Genomic DNA, 16,181 nt, shown 5'->3' with positions numbered 1-16,181 from the left:
GTCGCCTTGTCCTGATTTTTGTTAATTCACTATATTTTCTCCCGCCGATATTGCTGCGGCTCGCCGCCCGGCAGGAGGAACATTGCTTCAGCCGTAATGGGTTGGAAAGATTGGTTTTGTGCGAGGAGTGATTATACACGGGTACAAGACAGATAGGCTGTTTCCGGCAATAGGCAGCGGAATGGGATAACGCAATGTTGGCAGGCTACCTGAAATTTTCAGGTAGCCTCTTTCACATCGGGAAACACCAGCCGCGCTTCCACACCGTTTTCGCGGTTGGCGAGCATCAGGCGGCCGCGGTGCAGGCGCATGATTTCGGTGGTGAAGCTCAAGCCCAGCCCGCTGCTGCGGCTGCCGTCGGCACGGGGGAGCGAGTAGAAGCGTTGGGGGATTTTGGCCAGCGCGTAATCGGGAACGGGGCTGCCTTGGTTGTAAACCGCCAGTTCGGTGCGGTTTCGGCTGCGGGTGAGGCTGAGGCGGATTTTGCTGCCGGTTTCGGCAAAGTCGATGGCGTTGTAAAGCAGGTTGTCGATGGCTTGGCGCAGCAGCAGCGGGTCGCCTTGGACGGCACGGGGCGGGCAGTTGAGGGCGATGTGCAGCTGTTTGGCTTGCAGGGCGGCGCGGCTTTCTTGGGCGGCTTGGACGGCTAGATTGGCCAAATCGACGGTTTGCGTGCTTTGCAGGCTGTCGCGGTTTTCCAGACGGGCCAGTTCGAGCAGACGGGCGATGAGTTGCTTTTGTTTTTGGGTATTGCGGCGGATGCGGTCGAGCAGTTGCTGTTGGTCGGGGCTAAGGGGGCTGTCTTGCAGCAGTTCGAGGGCGGCCTGCTGGGTGGTGAGCGGGGTTTTGAGTTCGTGGGTGAGGCCTAAGACATAATTTTCAATGTGTTGGCGGTGGTCGAGTTCGTCGCGCAGGTGGGCGACGGCGTGGACGAGGCGGTAGAGGTAGCTATCGCCGAATTGGGGTTGTGCGGCAGGGCGGTTGGCGGCCATGGCTTCGGCATAACGACGGATACGGCTGATGCTGCGGGCGAGCCACCAGGCAAGCGCGCCGAGCACGAGCAGGCTGGCGGTAAGCAGGAGCAAGACGTGCTGCTTGGCATAGACCAGCGACCAGGCGGTGAGCAGGAGCAGGATGCCGAGCAAAACGAAGAACAGGCGGATGCTGAGGTGTTTGAAATATTTAAGCATGGGTTGGCTGAATGATATGGTTGCGCGGCCTGATATTGAGCCGGGCGGTGTTTCAATTTCGTTGCGGTTTTGCTTTCAGGTAGCCTGAAAGTGTGTGTGATTAAGTCGGGCTGGTTTTCGCGCTTGGAGGCCGTCTGAAAAGGCGGTTAGCGATAACTGATGACTATCCCTGTACTGCCGTTTTTATTGTGGTAATACGCGCCCACATCGCCCCAGGCAAATCTGCGGCATTTGCCTGCTGCCGATGTTTCAATGGCGCAAGGGGCATCGCCCAGCTGCTTATCCAACCATCGATCAAATTGTTTTCTGCGTTGTAATTCGCGCTCCTCCGACCATGCTGCCCAGCTGTTGTCCTCGCCTATCGGGCAGAAGAATATGGATAAGCGCTCCAGCCGCTGCTGCTCGAACTGGGCGGTAAGGGTGTATTGTTCGGACTGTTTGGTAAATGACAAACCGAAAAATGTTATTCCCGCTTGCAGATGATTCGGGCTAGATTTTGGGAAGCATGCAATCCAGTCATCAAGCGTGGTGCGCGCGCTGATAAGGTTGCCGTCCGGCAGGCTGACGCTGCCGTTTTCAGGGTTTATCTTCATCGGTTTGAATTTCCAAATACTGCTTTCAGACGGCCTGAAAGCAAGCGGTGGGCGGGCAACGGATACCCATCCTTGAGCTTGCTAATTTTCAGGTAGCCTTAATGGGGTGAAAGCACGCAGGCGGGAGTGCCTGCCCTACTTTTGCCCAAACGCCCGCACCGCCGCCCAAACCATTTCAGGCTGTTCTTTAATCGCTTCGTGCGCGGCAAACGGTACATTCATCAAATGAACTTCGGGCAATTCGGTTTTCAATGCCGCCCAGTCGTCAAAGGCGAGCAGGAAATCGGCTTCGCCGCGCACTGCCAGCACGGGGGTTTGGATTTGACGGATGTTTTCGTTGGGATAACCGCTTGCGCCCTCGTCCAGCCACATGGTTTTCAATGCCACTGCCCATTTTGCCGCATCAGGCTCGGGGTTGGCTGCCTGATAAGCGGCGAGCTGTTCGGTCAGGTTTTCTTTTACGAAATCAAGGCTTATCTCTTCAAACATGGACCGCACGCCGTCCAAGTGCTTTTTGTGCCATTCCGCGCCCACGGTGATGATTTTTCCGATATTTTTGTCTGCCGCGCCCAAGCGGTAGGCGGTTGTGCCGCCATCGCTGAGCCCGAACAGGCTGTATTTTTCCACGCCTTCATGCCGCAGGATTTGGCGCGCATCTTCGGCGGCTTGGGCATAGGTCAGCGCGGCTGTGCCGAGCGTGGAGCGTCCGTGTCCGCGCGTATCTATCGCAATCACGCGGTAGTGTTGCTGCAAACGCGGCAACAGCGGGGCAAAGTCGGCAATCGAACCGAAACCGCCGTGCAGCAGCACGATAACGGGGGCGGTTTCCGTGCCGCCGATTTGGTAGTGCAGCGTCGCACCTTGATGTTTGATGAATTTGGACTGCATGGAAGTTTCCTTGTCTGGCTTGTTGAAAGAATGGCGGCCGCCGTTGCCCGGCCTATCGCAGGCGGAAACCGCCAATATTGCTGCGGCTAGTTTGAGTAGGTTTCTGCGTGAAAGATTCATGGCTTTCAGGTAGCCTTTTCAGATGTTGAGGCCGTCTGAAAAAGCAAATGCGGCGGCTGTATCAAACAGGTTTGCGGAAGGTGATGCAGTAAAAGCGGTTGTCCCACAGCAGCCGCGTTTTCTTTTCCTGTACGGTTTCGGGAATGCAGTTTTCGATTTGTGTCAGGTCGAAATCGGTGTCTTGGAAGTAGTTCCGCGTGAACAGGCTTTTTTTGTATTGTTGTTGGATGAAGTCGGTGGTTTCGTCTGCAATCATGATTTTGGTGTCGGGCTTGGCGACGCGCAGCATTTCGTTGATGGCTTTTTGTTTGTCGCTGAAAAAATTGATGCCGCCCACATGGAATACGACGTCGAACATATTGTCGGCAAAGGGTAAATCTTCGGCGTTGCAGTGTACCAAGTCCAAGCCTGCCGCTTTTTTCTGCCACACGTCGCGGCAGCGTTCCAACATGCCGAGCGACAGGTCGGCACCGGTCAAGTCCAGCGCGGCGGGGTCGATGTCGGCGGGCAGGTGGTTTAAATCGGTACCTGTGCCGATAGAGACGTAGAGCGCGGTGCAATCCTGCCGCCACTCCAGTTCGCCCATCAGGCTGCGCCGTGTCTCGTTGATGCTGTTGCCGTATCTGAGGCGGGCTATCCAGCGTTCGCCGAAGTCGTACCAACGGGCGAGGCGGTTGTACATTTTCATGTATTTGGCGTTGTCGCCCGTTACGTTGTCGGAATCGAGGCACAACAAGATGCCGTCTTGTTCGGGCGGAAGCTGATTTTGCAGGGCGGGTTTGAGTTTTTGGATGAGTTTGGTGGAAGGCATGGCGTTACTCCTGTGGATGGTTGCGACAGCTTGAAAGACCGTCTGAAAACCGTGCTTCAGGTTTCGTTAAAACTGTACCCCAGCCCGTGATGGGTGCGGATGTGTTCGTCGGCAATGCCGGCTGCGCGCAGTTTGTGGCGCAGGGCGCGGATGTGGGTGTTGATGGTGTGCGGGTCGGAGGGGCGGTTGCCGCCGAACATGGCGGTGAGCAGTTCTTCGCGGCTGAACACGCGGCCGGGGCGGTGCAGCAGGGTGCGCAGCAGGCGGTATTCGCCCTGCGTGAGCGGCAGTTCGCGCCCTTGGTGGCGGATGCAGCAGGCGGGCACGTCGTCGTGCCATACCGGTACGGATTCGGTTTTGGCGGCGGGCCGGGTTTGTGTGCGCCGCAGCACGGCTTTGACGCGGGCGACGAGTTCGCGCGGGCTGAAGGGTTTGCCGATGTAGTCGTCTGCGCCGAGTTCGAGGCCGAGGATGCGGTCGGTTTCTTCGTCTTGGGCGGTGAGCATGATGACGGGCTGGGGATGTTGCGGACGCAGGGTTTTAAGCAGTTCGAAACCGTCGGTGTCGGGCAGGCCGACGTCGAGCAGGAGCAGGTCGAAGTGTTCGCGCGCGAGCAGTTGCCGCGCCTGCTCTGCGGTGGGGGCGATGCGTGCGGTGAAATGGGCGCGGGCGAGGGAGAGTTCGACCAGTTCGGCGATTTCGCGTTCGTCTTCGATGATGAGGATATGCGGGTTCATGGGATAGGGATTAACAAGCTTTGGATACTAGGCGGCGAGCCGAGGCCGCAGCGGAAGTGAAGCTACCGCTCATTCTACGCAAACACGCTGGGTTACACACGCTTAGGCGCGGCAATCTTCATAAAATCTTCATTATTGTTCCACAAAAAATTGATTCGGGCCGGGCATACTGTGTGCCGTTGGCAGGCTTGTGCCTTGGCCGCATTCAATTCTTTGATGGAGTAAAAAATGAACCAGAAAATATGGAGCGTGATTGGGTTGTGTATCGTGTTTGCCGTGGTACTGTTTTCGATTTACAGCCTGGCGGAGCAACGGGAGTATTACCAATCCAGCATGTTGCTGAGCAAGGAAGACTACCGCATGATTATCCGCAGCGTGAAATACGGCATGGTATTGGTGGTGCTGGTGTTTGCCTCGTTCTTTTTGAGCGAGGTGCTGCAAGAATGGCGTATCCACCCGATGCAGTATTTGCTGGTGGGCGCGGCTTTATCGATATTTTATCTGTTGCTGCTCTCGCTAGCGGAACACATCGGCTTTACTGCCGCTTATGCCGTCGGCGCATTTGCCTGTATCAGCTTGCTGTTTTGGTATCTGCATTTCGTGCTGGCCACCACGCGCGGGGTGTATATGATGACGGCGCTGCTCATGGCGGCCTACGGCACGATGTTTGTGCTGGTGAAAATGCAGCAATACAACCTCTTGGCCGGTTCCTGCCTGCTGTTTGCCGCGCTGTTTACGGTGATGTATTACACGCGGGAGATTGATTGGTATGCGCTGGGCAAACCAGCAGGGAAGGAGTAGTAGGGTTTAACTGCGTTGAAACCTCGCTTTCAGGTAGCCTTTGGATTTGAGCGGAGGCTACCTGAAAAACAGCAAATGGTCGGGCCTGATACCCGGCCGTTTGTGCTTAGGCGGCACAGAAAACTTAAAGGCTACCTGAAAACCGCATCAGCAGTTTTCAGGTAGCCTTTATGCCGCAACCGGCTTAGCGGGCGATGTCGCCGCGCATCACCACGCGGGCATGGAAAGTGCCCACTTCGCAGTCGTACTGCCCGCCGCGCAGCACTTGGCGGTTGTAGTAGCTGTGGAAGTTGCTCACGCGGCTGCCGCCACGGGCTTGAGCGGTTTCCTGGAATTTATGGGCGGCGTTGATAAAGGCGCGTTCGCAGGCGGCTTCGTCGGATTGGTTGGAAGCATTGGCTGCCTGACGGGTGGACAAATTGGCCTGAATCACACGGCCGCCACCACCGAAGCTCACCGGCACGCCGGGGTTGAGCAGTCGCTTGGCTTCGTCGGAAGCCAGCACGGCACGACCGTTGCAGCGATACACTACTTTGCGGCCGCCGCGGTTGGGGTCGTCGTCGCGCAGCAGGCGGCATACGCGGCCGGTGGTTTGACTGGTGGCATGGGCGCTGTTGCGGCCGCTATCGCGGCGGGCTTCGGTGCGGCTGCCTTGATTGCCGGAGTTGTCCGGCGCACGGTTGTTTTGGCAGCCGGCGAGGCCGAAAGCGGCTACAATCGCAGCCGCCAGCATGATTTGGCGAGATTTCATATTTGCTCCCTTATTAAGCTGGGTTGGAAACCAAAAATTCACGGCCAGTCAGCCGCGATTTCACAGAGTTTAAAGTATATTAAAAAACCTTGCCTATGCCTACCCGCCTGCTGCCGCAACACACCATCTGCCTCTATCTGGCCGCGCCCGACTGCGCCACGCACTACCACGCCGGGCTGCTGGATGCGGCCGACCGCATCCACCTTGTGCGCCACCCTGCCCGTGCGGCGCAAACCGGCTGGCAGGTGAGCCGCTTTCTCAAGCAGCAGGCAGCGGCAGACGGGTTTTCAGGTAGTCCGAATTTTTCAGGTAGCCTCAGCCACAGCGGCGGCCATGCCGTGCTGTCGGTGCCGTCTGCCGATTTTCCCGTGGGCGTGGATTTGGAACGGCTGCGCCCACGCCGTTTCGATGCCTGGCCGGATTGGGTGCTGCATGCAGACGAAGCGCGCTGGCTACAACAGCATGCCGAATTGGCCGATTATTATGCGTTGTGGACGCTAAAAGAAGCCTTGCTCAAGACCACCGGGCAGGGGCTGGCGGAGATGCCGCAAACCGGATTGCGACCAAACGAGGACGGCTGGCGGCTCTACGCGGCCGGCCGGTTTTGGCAGGGCGCAGTGTTTCTGTTGGACGGGGCTTGGCTGTGCGGTGTGGTGTGGCCGCAGGAAGTGGCGGCGGAATGGGCTTGGCACGGCTTCGGTAAGTGGCAGGTGGTGGAAAAGCAGCTGCTTTATCGTTTTGTTTAGGCGCTTTAACTATACTTTCAGGTAGCCTCAAATTCTCGGCAAACAAGACAAAAACTTCAAGAATGAAGGCTACCTGAAACTTTTCTTTTCGCAGAAACGCCGCCCACATTTTGCCGCCCGCCGGCCAGATGCCCGAGTGCTGCATTCTTGTTATAATGCGCCACCTTAAGCGCTCTTAACAGGCCGCCTGTTTTTAAAAAGCTACCTGAAAGCGAAGCTTCAGCGCAGTTAAAACGCAGCCTCAACGAAGTTAAACCATGACCGCCGATTTCCGCCTCCGCTTTTCCATCCAAAGCTGGCACGCCGCCTCCACCCGCCTGCACACGGGCGAAGACTGGTCCGCGTGGGCATCCGGCCGCTTAAACGCCGCCGATTTGCCCGACACGCCGCCGAAGGTGGATTTTCTGCCCGCCATGCAGCGGCGGCGGCTCGGCCTCTCGGCGCGGCTGCTGTTTGCGGCAGCACATCCGCTCTTGGCGGAAAGCGAACCCTGCCCGCTGGTGCTCGCTTCGCACGACGGCGAAATCAACCGCAGCTTCGGCTTGTGGACCACGCTGTTGCGCGACAACGAAGTTTCCCCCACTTCCTTCGGCCTGTCGGTACACAACGCCCTGGCCGGGCAGTGGTCGATGCTGCGCGGCGACATGAGCGAATACACCGCGCTTTCGGTGCGGCAGAGCGGTTTGGAAAGCGCCGTGCTCGAGGCCGCCGGCCTGCTGGCCGATGGGGCAGAGCGCGTGTTGGCGGTGGTGGTGGACGACCCCTTACAGGCGCAATACCCCGCCGCACCGGCCGAACGCGCGTCCTTTGCCCATGCGCTGGCGCTGCTGCTCACGGCCGGCGAAGAATGGGAACTCTCCCCCGCCGCACCCGATACCGGCGGCACGGCAAACTGCGGCTATTGGGGCGCGATCGAATGGCTGCGGCAACAACATTCTGGCAGCCGCAGGTGGATAAACCATTATGCAGACAAGGTTTGGCAATGGCAGCGGCTTACCCCTTGAGCGCCCGCTTAAACCGCCTGTGGCGGTTGCTGGCCACCGGGCTGGGCTTCGTGTTTTTCGGCGTGTTCGGCGTGCTGCTGCAAATCGTGCTGCTGCCCTGGCTGCTGCACTGCTCGCCCGATTTGGCACAGCAAAAGCAGGCGCGCCGCGTGGTGACGCGCACTTGGCTGTGGTTTAGCTATTATTTGATGCGCTCGGGCATTTTGAGCGCGGAATTTGAAGGCTTCGAGCGACTCGGCCGCCCCGGCCAGCTGATTTTGGCCAACCATCCCTCACTGCTGGATGTGGTGTTCCTGCTCGGCCGCGTGCCCGAAGCCAACTGCATCGTGAAAGCAGATTTGCAGCGCAACCCGGCCATGGCCGGGCAAATCCGCGCCTGCGGCTACCTGCCCAATCAGGAAGATTTGGATTTTGTGGAAGCCGTGCACGAAGTTTTACAGCAGCAATGCCTGTTGGTATTCCCCGAAGGTACGCGCACCGGCTGGGACGGCGCGGTGAAATTTCATCGCGGCGCAGTGTCCATCGGCCTCAGAAGTGCGCAGGTCATCACCCCTGTGGTGATTAAAATGCAGCCGCCGAACTTCAAAAAAGGCCAGCCGTGGTACAAAATCCCGCTGCAAAAACCGGCCTACCGCTTTATCGTCGGCGATGACATCAACCCGCAGGATTGGTTAAACAAGCACCCCCTGCCCATTGCCGCCCGCCGCCTCAACGACCACCTGCAACAATACTTCAACGAAAGAAGCCAAAAACATGACTGACTTGAAACAAGAAATCAAACAACTGATTATCGACAGCCTCGGCCTGGAAGACCTCACGCCCGCCGACATCGGCGACGAAGAAGCCCTGTTCGGCGACAGCGGCCTCGGCCTCGATTCCGTAGACGCACTCGAACTCGGCCTGGCCGTGCAAAAACACTTCGGCTTCCAGCTCGACGGCGAAAGCCAGGAATTGCGCGACAGCTTCGCCAATGTGTCCACACTGGCCGCTTTCGTGCAAAAACAACGCGGCTAGCCAAAGCAGTTTGATTAAGGCTACCTGAAAGCAAAGTCTTGGCGAAGCCAAGGCTAAGTTGCTGCGAAGTGAAAAGCAGCAGGCTACCTGAAACATAGGTTGGGCATTCCTGCCCGACCGCCCCCATGATTTAAGGAACATCCATGACCGAAACCGAAATCCGCGCCTTCCTGTTCGACATCCTGGAAAACATGTTTGAAATCGACACCAGCAACGTAACCGGCAGCACCAACCTCTACGAAGACCTCGAAATCGACAGCATCGACGCCATCGACCTGCTCGACCAAATCAAACGCCAAACCGGCTACAAACTCCAAGCCGACGATTTCCGCAACGTCCGCACCATCGACGACGTAGTCGCCGCCGTGTCCAAGCTCTACCAAGACGCCAAGCCCGAAGCGTGAAAACCGCCGCCAAAATCCTGCTCGGCATCTTGAGCGTACTCTACCCCCTGCTCTGGTATTACGGCCGCGAGCAGGGCTGGTTTTATCCGCTGGCCGGTTTCATGCTCCTGCTTTGGCTCGCCCGCGCCGCCATGCAGCGTGATCCCGGCCAGCGGCGCGTTTCCTTGCTGGTGGCTGCTTTCTTCGCCGCCATCCTTCTTTTGAAGCGGCCAGGCAGCATGTATTGGTATCCCGTATGGGTAAACGGCCTGCTGCTGCTGCTGTTCGGCCTCAGCCTCACGCAAAAACAAAGCATCATCGAACGCCTCGCCCGCCTGCAACACCCCGACCTCCCGCCAGAAGGCGTGGCCTACACCCGCCGCGTTACCCAAATCTGGTGTGGCTTTTTCGCCCTCAACGGCAGCCTCGCCGCCCTGCTCGTGCTGCTCGAACAATACCGCTGGTGGGCAGTCTACACCGGCATCATCGCCTACATCCTGATGGGCATCCTGATGGGCGGCGAATTTGCCTACCGCAAGTGGGTGTTGAAGTTGTAATGAACAAAGGCTACCTGAAAAATATTTCAGGCAGCCCTCTCTCAACCGTGAAAACCCTATCAGAAAATCTAATGAATCTTCGTATTACTATACTGCTAATAGTTACCTTTCTCCCCGGTTTAGCCAATACCGCCCCCGTACCACAGGCTACAAAACAACAATGTCTGAATTATATGAATGACATGTCGTTGCTTAATAGTGCCTATCAGTATGGAATAACGTGTGTCAGCAGAGGGGTGTGGCCGGAAGGGCGGGAACGTTATTCCCTAGCTGTAAGCAACATCGGTCAAGAAATGCGAACAGCTGGATGTAATCAGAGCAACATGGTCAGTGAAGAAGAAACCCTAGCTATTTTAAAAAGGCATCCGCTTGACCCAGACAGGCAATATTGCCTGTCCACCAAAAACGAAGTAGAGCGCAAATTGACTCGTTATGGTGCGGAAGCTCCCCCTCCCGCATCCCAGCAGCAATGCCATAGCTATATGCGTGATACTGCTGATTTGGCAGTTTATATATCTCGTTGTCTTAGCCCTCAACAACAACGGCAAGTTGAAGCGCAACTTGAAATGATTGCCTATCGAATCGATCAAACCTATATGGAGCGAAACTGTCCAAACGTGGTTGATGAAAAGGCCATGCTGTCGCTTGCTGAAGAAGCACGAAACCGGCCTGTCTCTCGGCAGTATTGCGCTGCCGCCAGAAGTAATATCGAACGTATCCTGCGATACTACGGCACACCAGCCAATAAATAATCACTGGGAGGCTACCTGAAAATCTATCCATGAAGCTTGGGCATGTGTTGCCCATGCAGAATCTCACACCAAAAAGGCTACCTGAAACCTTCAGGTAGCCTTTTTCTATTCCTTTACCACACTGCACATTAGCCCGCCGCACGTTTTTCCAGCACGGCCACGCCGGGCAGTTGTTTGCCTTCTAGGAACTCCAAGAACGCGCCGCCTCCGGTGGAGATGTAGCTGATTTTGTCGGCGATGCCGAATTTGGCGATAGCGGCCAGGGTGTCGCCGCCGCCGGCGATAGAGAAGGCGCGGCTTTCGGCGATGGCTTCGGCCATCACGCGCGTGCCTTCGGCGAAACGGTCAAACTCGAACACGCCTACCGGGCCGTTCCACACAATCGTGCCGGCTTCGCGCAGCAGAGCGGCAAGCGAGGCGGCGGATTGCGGGCCGATGTCGAGAATCATATCGTCTGCGGCCACCTCGGCCACGGCTTTGGTTTCGGCTACGGCATCGGCGGCAAAGGCTTTGGCGCACACCACGTCTTGCGGCAGCGGCACGGCGCCGCCTTTGGCTGCCATTTTTTCGGCCACGGCGCGGGCTTCGGCGGCCAAGTCGGCTTCGGCCAAGGAGTTGCCGATGGGCTGCCCGGCGGCGAGCAGGAAGGTGTTGGCGATGCCTCCGCCCACGATCAGCTGGTCTACTTTATCAGCCAGGCTGTTGAGAATGGTGAGTTTGGTGGACACTTTGCTGCCGGCCACAATCGCCACCAGCGGGCGGGCGGGGTTTTTCAGCGCCTTACCCAGCGCGTCCAATTCGGCGGCCAGCAAAATGCCGGCGCAGGCAACAGGTGCGGCTTCGGCCACGGCCACCAGCGAGGCTTCGGCGCGGTGCGCGGTGCCGAAGGCATCGTTCACATAAATATCGCACAGCGCGGCATAGGCCTGGCCGAGCTCGGCGTTGTTTTTCTTCTCGCCTTTGTTCACGCGCACGTTTTGCAACATAACCACTTCACCAGGCTGCGGGCGCGGCGGATTTTGCTGCCAATCGCTGCTCACGGGCACGCTAAGGCCGAGCAGGCTGCCCAAATGCGCGGCCACGGGCGCGAGGTCGTCTTCGGGCTTGAACTCGCCCTCGGAGGGGCGGCCGAGGTGGCTCATCAGGATAACGGCCGCGCCGTTTTCTAGGCAGTAGCGTACGGAGGCGAGCGAAGCGCGGATGCGGGTGTCGTCGCCGATTTTGCCGTCTTTAATCGGCACGTTCAGGTCGGCACGGATCAGCACGGTTTTGCCGCGCACGTTTTGTTCGGTGAGCTTGAGGAAGGACATGGTTATCTCTTTTGGTTTCAGTTATTTGGTTGGAAAAATCGGGCGGCTTTGCCAGCCGCGCAAAACGCCGCCATTATCTTATAAACGGTTGGGCGGTGCAAACGGAGGAAATGGGCTGTGCTGCAGTTTACGCTTTCAGCTAGCCTTCGAGGATAATCGCCTCCATGCAGTACAGGCATATAGTTTGGTTTCTTTTTGATACATCGCCAGCCAGCTGGAACTACTCAGAGGCTACCTGAAAGCGTGAGCTTCAACGCAGTTAAAATGAGCAAAGCGAATTTCTGCGCAGCTAAAGCATCAGTTTCAACCCAGCTACAAACAGCAAACTCTTTTTCAGGTAGCCTCTAGCTTCTGCCAGCTGGCAAATAAATTGAAATTCGCGCTGCTGCCCTAATCTGCCGCCTATTCCCAACTGTTTCAAAAAAGGAAGCACCATGCAGCAATTCGACGGCACCACCATCGTTTCCGTACGCCGGGGCGGCCAAGTCGCCATTGGCGGCGACGGCCAGGTCAGCCTGGGCAACACCATCATCAAAGCCACCGCGCGCAAGGTGCGCAAATTGTATAACAACACCGTTTTGGCCGGATTTGCCGGCGGCACGGCCGATGCGTTTACGCTGATTGAGCTTTTTGAAGCCAAATTGCAGAAACACCAAGGCCGGCTTACCGTATCCGCCATCGAGCTGGCCAAAGAGTGGCGCACCGACCGCGCCCTGCGCCGCCTCGAAGCCATGCTGATTGTGGCCGATAAAGACAACACCCTCATCATCACCGGCAACGGCGACGTACTCGAACCGGAAGGCGGCATCGCCGCCATCGGCAGCGGCGGGGCTTTTGCCCAAGCTGCCGCCCGCGCGCTGATGGAAAATACCGAGCTGCCACCCGAAGCCGTGGTGAAAAAAGCGCTGGAAATCGCTGGCAGCATCTGCATCTACACCAACGACCAGCACACGGTGGAAACGCTGTAACCGATTGCGAAATAGAAAAAAGGCTACCTGAAAACTTCATGTTTTCAGGTAGCCTTTATCTTGCTTTAGCAGCTTGGCTTATTCGATACCGGCCAGGTGGGCGGTATCTTGAGCAATCATTAACTCTTCGTTGGTGGGGATAACCATGGCCAGCGGAGTGCTGCCGGCTTGGCTGATGATGCCGCCTTCGCCGAATCGGGCGGCAAGGTTGGCTTTTTCATCTACGGTAAGGCCGAGGAAGCCCAGATAACCGATGGTTTTGCTGCGGATGGTGTCGGAGTTTTCGCCAATGCCGCCGGTAAACACCAACGCATCTAAGCCGCCTGCGGCCACGCTCATGGAGGCAACGTATTTGGCCAGGCGGTAGGCGAATACTTCCAGCGCGAGCTTGGCGCCTTCATGGCCTTTGCCGGCAGCTTCTTCGATTTCACGGCAGTCGTTGGAAAGCTCGGAAATGCCGAGCAGGCCGCTTTGTTTGTGCAGCAGGTCGGTGATTTGCTCGATATTCAGGCCGGCGTTGTTGTGCAGGAAGGGGAACACGTTGGCGTCAATATCGCCGCTGCGGGTGCCCATTACCAAGCCTTCAAGCGGGGTGAGGCCCATGCTGGTATCACGGCATTTGCCGCTATTGGAGGCGGCAATGGAAGCGCCGTTGCCGAGGTGGGCAATCACGAGGCGCAAACCTTCTTCACTGCGGCCGAGCAAGCGGGCGGCTTCGGCAGCCACAAAGCGGTAGCTGGTGCCGTGGGCGCCGTAGCGGCGCAGGCCGTATTTGCGGTAGAGCTCGCGCGGCACGGCGTAGGTGTAGGCGTGCTCGGGCATGGATTGGTGGAAAGCGGTGTCGAACACCACGGCGTGCGGCACGTGGCTGAAAATGCTCATGGCGGCGCGGATGCCGAGCAGGTGAGCAGGGTTGTGCAGCGGAGCGAGCATGATGCACTCTTCGATGCCTTTAATCACTTCATCGTCGATCAGGCAGGACTCTTTGAAGCGTTCGCCGCCATGCACCACGCGGTGGCCGACTGCACCGATGCGTTTGTCGAGTTTGCGTGCTTCGAGTTCGGCCATCAAGGCTTCTACGGCGCCGGTGTGGTTTGGCTTCTCGGCCAAGCTCACGGTGTGTTTTTCGCCGTTTACTTTGAAGATGATACGTGCATCGGGCAAATTGAGTTTCTCGGCTAGGCAGCTCAGCAAAACTTCGCCGTTGGTGCTGTCTAATACGGCGCCTTTAACGGAGGAGCTGCCGCAGTTTAATACCAGAATCAGTTTGTCAGACATGATGTCCCTTTATATATTTGTATTGTGGATTACATAAAACGGCGGCTGCCCGCCGGCTATTTATTTTTCTTGCGGATACAATGAACTTGCTAAGAAAATTGGCGGCTATTGTAACAAAACTGCTTTATCTTCTCTATGCCTACGGCTAATCTTAACGCAAGTAGGATAGGTAATAGGATGGAATACCAGATAAACGAATAACCGCAAACAGTATCAGCAAGCATCATGCTGTTATGAAGAACGAGATGCTTTAGCTATAAACAAAGGCTACCTGAAAATTTTCAGGTAGCCTTCATTACACTAAACGGCTGATGCTTATTTGTCGTCTTTCACTTCTTCAAATTCGGCATCCACCACATCGTCGCCTTTTTTCGGCTGCTCGCTGTCGGTAGACTGGCCGGCTTGGGCTTCCTGAGCCTGTTTCTGGGCATCGGCGTACAGCATTTCGCCTAGTTTCTGGCTGGCTTTGCCCAGCTCTTCGGCTTTGGCATCGATAGCGGCTTTGTCGTCGCCTTTCACGACTTCTTCGGCTTCTTTCAGCGCGGCTTCGATTTTTTCTTTCTCGGCTGCGTCGAGTTTGTCGCCGTAGTCGGCCAGTGATTTTTTCACAGAGTGAATCAAGGCTTCGGCCTGGTTGCGGCTCTGCACCAGTTCGTGCAATTTTTTATCTTCTTCGGCGTTGGCTTCGGCGTCTTTCACCATGCGTTCGATTTCTTCCTCGCTCAAGCCGGAAGAGCCTTGGATAGTGATGTTGGCGGCTTTGCCGGTGCCTTTGTCTTTGGCAGACACGTGCAGGATACCGTTGGCGTCGATGTCGAAGGTTACTTCAATCTGCGGCATGCCGCGCGGGGCGGGGGCAATGTCGCCGAGGTTGAATTGGCCGAGCGATTTGTTGGCGGAAGCGCGTTCGCGTTCGCCCTGCAACACGTGGATGGTTACGGCGCTCTGGTTGTCTTCGGCGGTGGAGAACACTTGCGAAGCCTTGGTGGGGATGGTGGTGTTTTTGTTGATGAGCTTGGTCATCACACCGCCCATGGTTTCGATGCCCAAAGACAACGGGGTAACATCGAGCAGCAATACATCGCTGCGGCCGCCGCCCAACACTTCGCCCTGAATGGCGGCACCCAAGGCTACGGCTTCGTCGGGGTTCACGTCTTTGCGCGGTTCTTTGCCGAAGAATTCTTTCACGGTTTCCTGAACTTTGGGCATACGACTCTGGCCACCCACCAAAATCACGTCGTCGATGTCGTTCACGCTCAGGCCGGCATCTTTGATGGCGGTACGGCAGGGCACGATAGAACGTTCGATCAGGTCTTCCACCAGGCTTTCAAACTTGGCGCGGGTAATCTTCATGGCCAAGTGTTTGGGGCCGGTGGCGTCCATGGTGATGTAGGGCAGGTTCACTTCGGTCTGCTGGCCGCTGGAAAGCTCGATTTTGGCTTTTTCGGCGGCTTCTTTCAGGCGCTGCAAGGCCATCACGTCGGTTTTCAGGTCGATGCCTTGGTCTTTTTTGAACTCGGAAATGATGTAGTCGATCAAGCGTTGGTCGAAGTCTTCACCGCCGAGGAAGGTGTCGCCGTTGGTAGAGAGCACTTCAAACTGTTTTTCGCCGTCCAAATCGGCAATTTCGATGATGGAAATATCGAAGGTGCCGCCGCCCAAGTCGTATACGGCGATTTTGCGGTCGCCTTTGGCGCCTTTGTCCATACCGAAAGCCAGTGCAGCTGCGGTGGGCTCGTTGATGATGCGTTTCACATCCAAACCGGCGATGCGGCCTGCGTCTTTAGTGGCTTGGCGTTGGCTGTCGTTGAAATAGGCAGGCACGGTAATCACTGCTTCGGTTACTTTTTCGCCCAAATAGGCTTCGGCGGCTTCTTTCATTTTGCGCAGCACTTCGGCGGAAATTTGCGGCGGAGAAAGCTCTTTGCCTTGTGCTTCCACCCAAGCGTCGCCGTTTTTGGCTTTCACGATTTTGAAAGGCATCAGGTCGATGTCTTTCTGCACTTCTTTATCTTCAAATTTGTGGCCGATCAGGCGTTTTACCGCGTAGATGGTATTTTTCGCGTTGGTAACGGCCTGGCGTTTGGCCGGTGCGCCCACAAGGATTTCCCCGCCGTCCAGATAAGCGATAACGGAGGGAGTGGTGCGTGCGCCTTCGGCGTTTTCGATTACTTTAGTCTGGCCGTTTTCGGAAATGGCCAGGCAGGAATTGGTGGTACCCAAATCGATACCGATAACTTTTGCCATAATAGATTGCTCCTTAGAGATTAGTAGAATT

At 56.8% G+C, this 16,181-nt stretch carries 18 protein-coding genes; 9 read left to right on the top strand and 9 right to left on the bottom strand.

Annotation, left to right across the window (positions count from 1 at the left end; translation table 11 throughout):
* Positions 1–218 precede the first annotated feature (218 nt).
* From HMPREF2541_RS04645 to HMPREF2541_RS04625, 5 genes are all read right to left on the bottom strand, one after another.
* Entirely contained in the window at positions 219–1,190 is a 972-nt protein-coding gene (locus HMPREF2541_RS04645; protein WP_049258012.1) for a histidine kinase dimerization/phospho-acceptor domain-containing protein, read from the bottom strand.
* A 146-nt stretch (positions 1,191–1,336) separates the two neighbouring features.
* The gene (locus tag HMPREF2541_RS04640; protein ID WP_070541957.1) at positions 1,337–1,783 is read right to left on the bottom strand and encodes a hypothetical protein; all 447 of its coding nucleotides are present in this window, start codon (positions 1,781–1,783) and stop codon (positions 1,337–1,339) included.
* 135 nt (positions 1,784–1,918) lie between these two features.
* Complete coding sequence (locus HMPREF2541_RS04635; protein WP_083296765.1) at positions 1,919–2,671, bottom strand: alpha/beta fold hydrolase; 753 nt, start codon at positions 2,669–2,671, stop codon at positions 1,919–1,921.
* Positions 2,672–2,852: 181 nt separating this feature from the next.
* Complete coding sequence (locus HMPREF2541_RS04630; RefSeq protein ID WP_070541951.1) at positions 2,853–3,602, bottom strand: class I SAM-dependent methyltransferase; 750 nt, start codon at positions 3,600–3,602, stop codon at positions 2,853–2,855.
* Between the two features lie 56 nt (positions 3,603–3,658).
* Entirely contained in the window at positions 3,659–4,339 is a 681-nt protein-coding gene (locus tag HMPREF2541_RS04625) for a response regulator (RefSeq protein WP_003824591.1), read from the bottom strand.
* Between the two features lie 228 nt (positions 4,340–4,567).
* Here HMPREF2541_RS04625 and HMPREF2541_RS04620 point away from each other — a divergent pair, with 228 nt between their 5' ends.
* Positions 4,568–5,140, top strand: a complete 573-nt coding sequence (locus tag HMPREF2541_RS04620) for an inner membrane CreD family protein (protein WP_003824590.1) — start codon at positions 4,568–4,570, stop codon at positions 5,138–5,140.
* Between the two features lie 184 nt (positions 5,141–5,324).
* Here the strand turns inward: HMPREF2541_RS04620 and HMPREF2541_RS04615 are convergent, their stop codons facing one another.
* Positions 5,325–5,891 carry a hypothetical protein gene (locus tag HMPREF2541_RS04615; RefSeq protein ID WP_049258018.1) on the bottom strand — a complete coding sequence of 189 codons (567 nt, stop codon included), beginning with the start codon at positions 5,889–5,891 and terminating at the stop codon, positions 5,325–5,327.
* A 95-nt stretch (positions 5,892–5,986) separates the two neighbouring features.
* On the opposite strand from HMPREF2541_RS04615, the gene HMPREF2541_RS04610 reads away from it, so the two are divergent.
* The 7 genes from HMPREF2541_RS04610 to HMPREF2541_RS11895 all read left to right on the top strand — a co-directional run bounded on the left by HMPREF2541_RS04610 (position 5,987) and on the right by HMPREF2541_RS11895 (position 10,347).
* Positions 5,987–6,637 (top strand): 4'-phosphopantetheinyl transferase family protein, encoded by a 651-nt coding sequence (locus HMPREF2541_RS04610; protein ID WP_003824586.1) that lies wholly within the window; start codon positions 5,987–5,989, stop codon positions 6,635–6,637.
* Positions 6,638–6,894: 257 nt separating this feature from the next.
* Complete coding sequence (locus tag HMPREF2541_RS04605; RefSeq protein ID WP_070541948.1) at positions 6,895–7,641, top strand: beta-ketoacyl synthase chain length factor; 747 nt, start codon at positions 6,895–6,897, stop codon at positions 7,639–7,641.
* Positions 7,620–8,402 carry a lysophospholipid acyltransferase family protein gene (locus HMPREF2541_RS04600; RefSeq protein ID WP_070541945.1) on the top strand — a complete coding sequence of 261 codons (783 nt, stop codon included), beginning with the start codon at positions 7,620–7,622 and terminating at the stop codon, positions 8,400–8,402. The genes HMPREF2541_RS04605 and HMPREF2541_RS04600 overlap by 22 nt, the downstream gene beginning before the upstream one ends.
* On the top strand, positions 8,395–8,655 hold the full coding sequence (locus tag HMPREF2541_RS04595) for a phosphopantetheine-binding protein (RefSeq protein ID WP_003771002.1): 261 nt from the start codon (positions 8,395–8,397) through the stop codon (positions 8,653–8,655). Before HMPREF2541_RS04600 ends, HMPREF2541_RS04595 begins: the two co-directional genes overlap by 8 nt.
* A 143-nt stretch (positions 8,656–8,798) precedes the next feature.
* Positions 8,799–9,059: an acyl carrier protein gene (locus HMPREF2541_RS04590; protein WP_003824582.1), complete on the top strand. Its 261-nt coding sequence runs from the start codon at positions 8,799–8,801 to the stop codon at positions 9,057–9,059.
* Positions 9,056–9,595 (top strand): COG4648 family protein, encoded by a 540-nt coding sequence (locus HMPREF2541_RS04585; protein WP_003824580.1) that lies wholly within the window; start codon positions 9,056–9,058, stop codon positions 9,593–9,595. Before HMPREF2541_RS04590 ends, HMPREF2541_RS04585 begins: the two co-directional genes overlap by 4 nt.
* Positions 9,595–10,347, top strand: a complete 753-nt coding sequence (locus HMPREF2541_RS11895; protein ID WP_141744197.1) for a hypothetical protein — start codon at positions 9,595–9,597, stop codon at positions 10,345–10,347. Before HMPREF2541_RS04585 ends, HMPREF2541_RS11895 begins: the two co-directional genes overlap by 1 nt.
* A gap of 128 nt (positions 10,348–10,475) precedes the next feature.
* Here the strand turns inward: HMPREF2541_RS11895 and HMPREF2541_RS04580 are convergent, their stop codons facing one another.
* Entirely contained in the window at positions 10,476–11,657 is a 1,182-nt protein-coding gene (locus HMPREF2541_RS04580; protein ID WP_003824577.1) for a phosphoglycerate kinase, read from the bottom strand.
* A 434-nt stretch (positions 11,658–12,091) separates the two neighbouring features.
* On the opposite strand from HMPREF2541_RS04580, the gene hslV reads away from it, so the two are divergent.
* Positions 12,092–12,625, top strand: a complete 534-nt coding sequence (gene hslV, locus HMPREF2541_RS04575; protein ID WP_064083731.1) for an ATP-dependent protease subunit HslV — start codon at positions 12,092–12,094, stop codon at positions 12,623–12,625.
* Between the two features lie 78 nt (positions 12,626–12,703).
* On the opposite strand, the gene HMPREF2541_RS04570 is transcribed toward hslV, so the two are convergent.
* Both HMPREF2541_RS04570 and dnaK read right to left on the bottom strand, forming a co-directional pair.
* Entirely contained in the window at positions 12,704–13,903 is a 1,200-nt protein-coding gene (locus HMPREF2541_RS04570) for an acetate kinase (RefSeq protein ID WP_049258022.1), read from the bottom strand.
* Positions 13,904–14,218: 315 nt separating this feature from the next.
* The gene (gene dnaK / locus HMPREF2541_RS04565; RefSeq protein ID WP_003824570.1) at positions 14,219–16,150 is read right to left on the bottom strand and encodes a molecular chaperone DnaK; all 1,932 of its coding nucleotides are present in this window, start codon (positions 16,148–16,150) and stop codon (positions 14,219–14,221) included.
* Positions 16,151–16,181 lie beyond the last annotated feature (31 nt).

Source organism: Eikenella sp. HMSC061C02 (genome assembly GCF_001809035.1).
GTDB classification, from domain to species: Bacteria; Pseudomonadota; Gammaproteobacteria; order Burkholderiales; family Neisseriaceae; genus Eikenella; species Eikenella corrodens.
Note: the sequence above shows the minus strand (reverse complement) of the source record. Positions and strands in the feature narration are given on the sequence as shown.

Coding starts and splice junctions, on each gene's coding strand:
- HMPREF2541_RS04580 (WP_003824577.1), bottom strand. CDS start 11,657: ATGTCCTTCCTCAAGCTCACCGAACAAAACGTGCGCGGCAAAACCGTG.
- HMPREF2541_RS04605 (WP_070541948.1), top strand. CDS start 6,895: ATGACCGCCGATTTCCGCCTCCGCTTTTCCATCCAAAGCTGGCACGCC.
- HMPREF2541_RS04625 (WP_003824591.1), bottom strand. CDS start 4,339: ATGAACCCGCATATCCTCATCATCGAAGACGAACGCGAAATCGCCGAA.
- HMPREF2541_RS04645 (WP_049258012.1), bottom strand. CDS start 1,190: ATGCTTAAATATTTCAAACACCTCAGCATCCGCCTGTTCTTCGTTTTG.
- HMPREF2541_RS04595 (WP_003771002.1), top strand. CDS start 8,395: ATGACTGACTTGAAACAAGAAATCAAACAACTGATTATCGACAGCCTC.
- HMPREF2541_RS04630 (WP_070541951.1), bottom strand. CDS start 3,602: ATGCCTTCCACCAAACTCATCCAAAAACTCAAACCCGCCCTGCAAAAT.
- HMPREF2541_RS04610 (WP_003824586.1), top strand. CDS start 5,987: ATGCCTACCCGCCTGCTGCCGCAACACACCATCTGCCTCTATCTGGCC.
- HMPREF2541_RS04600 (WP_070541945.1), top strand. CDS start 7,620: ATGGCAGCGGCTTACCCCTTGAGCGCCCGCTTAAACCGCCTGTGGCGG.
- HMPREF2541_RS04635 (WP_083296765.1), bottom strand. CDS start 2,671: ATGCAGTCCAAATTCATCAAACATCAAGGTGCGACGCTGCACTACCAA.
- HMPREF2541_RS04615 (WP_049258018.1), bottom strand. CDS start 5,891: ATGAAATCTCGCCAAATCATGCTGGCGGCTGCGATTGTAGCCGCTTTC.
- dnaK (WP_003824570.1), bottom strand. CDS start 16,150: ATGGCAAAAGTTATCGGTATCGATTTGGGTACCACCAATTCCTGCCTG.
- HMPREF2541_RS11895 (WP_141744197.1), top strand. CDS start 9,595: ATGAACAAAGGCTACCTGAAAAATATTTCAGGCAGCCCTCTCTCAACC.
- HMPREF2541_RS04620 (WP_003824590.1), top strand. CDS start 4,568: ATGAACCAGAAAATATGGAGCGTGATTGGGTTGTGTATCGTGTTTGCC.
- HMPREF2541_RS04640 (WP_070541957.1), bottom strand. CDS start 1,783: ATGAAGATAAACCCTGAAAACGGCAGCGTCAGCCTGCCGGACGGCAAC.
- HMPREF2541_RS04570 (WP_049258022.1), bottom strand. CDS start 13,903: ATGTCTGACAAACTGATTCTGGTATTAAACTGCGGCAGCTCCTCCGTT.
- hslV (WP_064083731.1), top strand. CDS start 12,092: ATGCAGCAATTCGACGGCACCACCATCGTTTCCGTACGCCGGGGCGGC.
- HMPREF2541_RS04590 (WP_003824582.1), top strand. CDS start 8,799: ATGACCGAAACCGAAATCCGCGCCTTCCTGTTCGACATCCTGGAAAAC.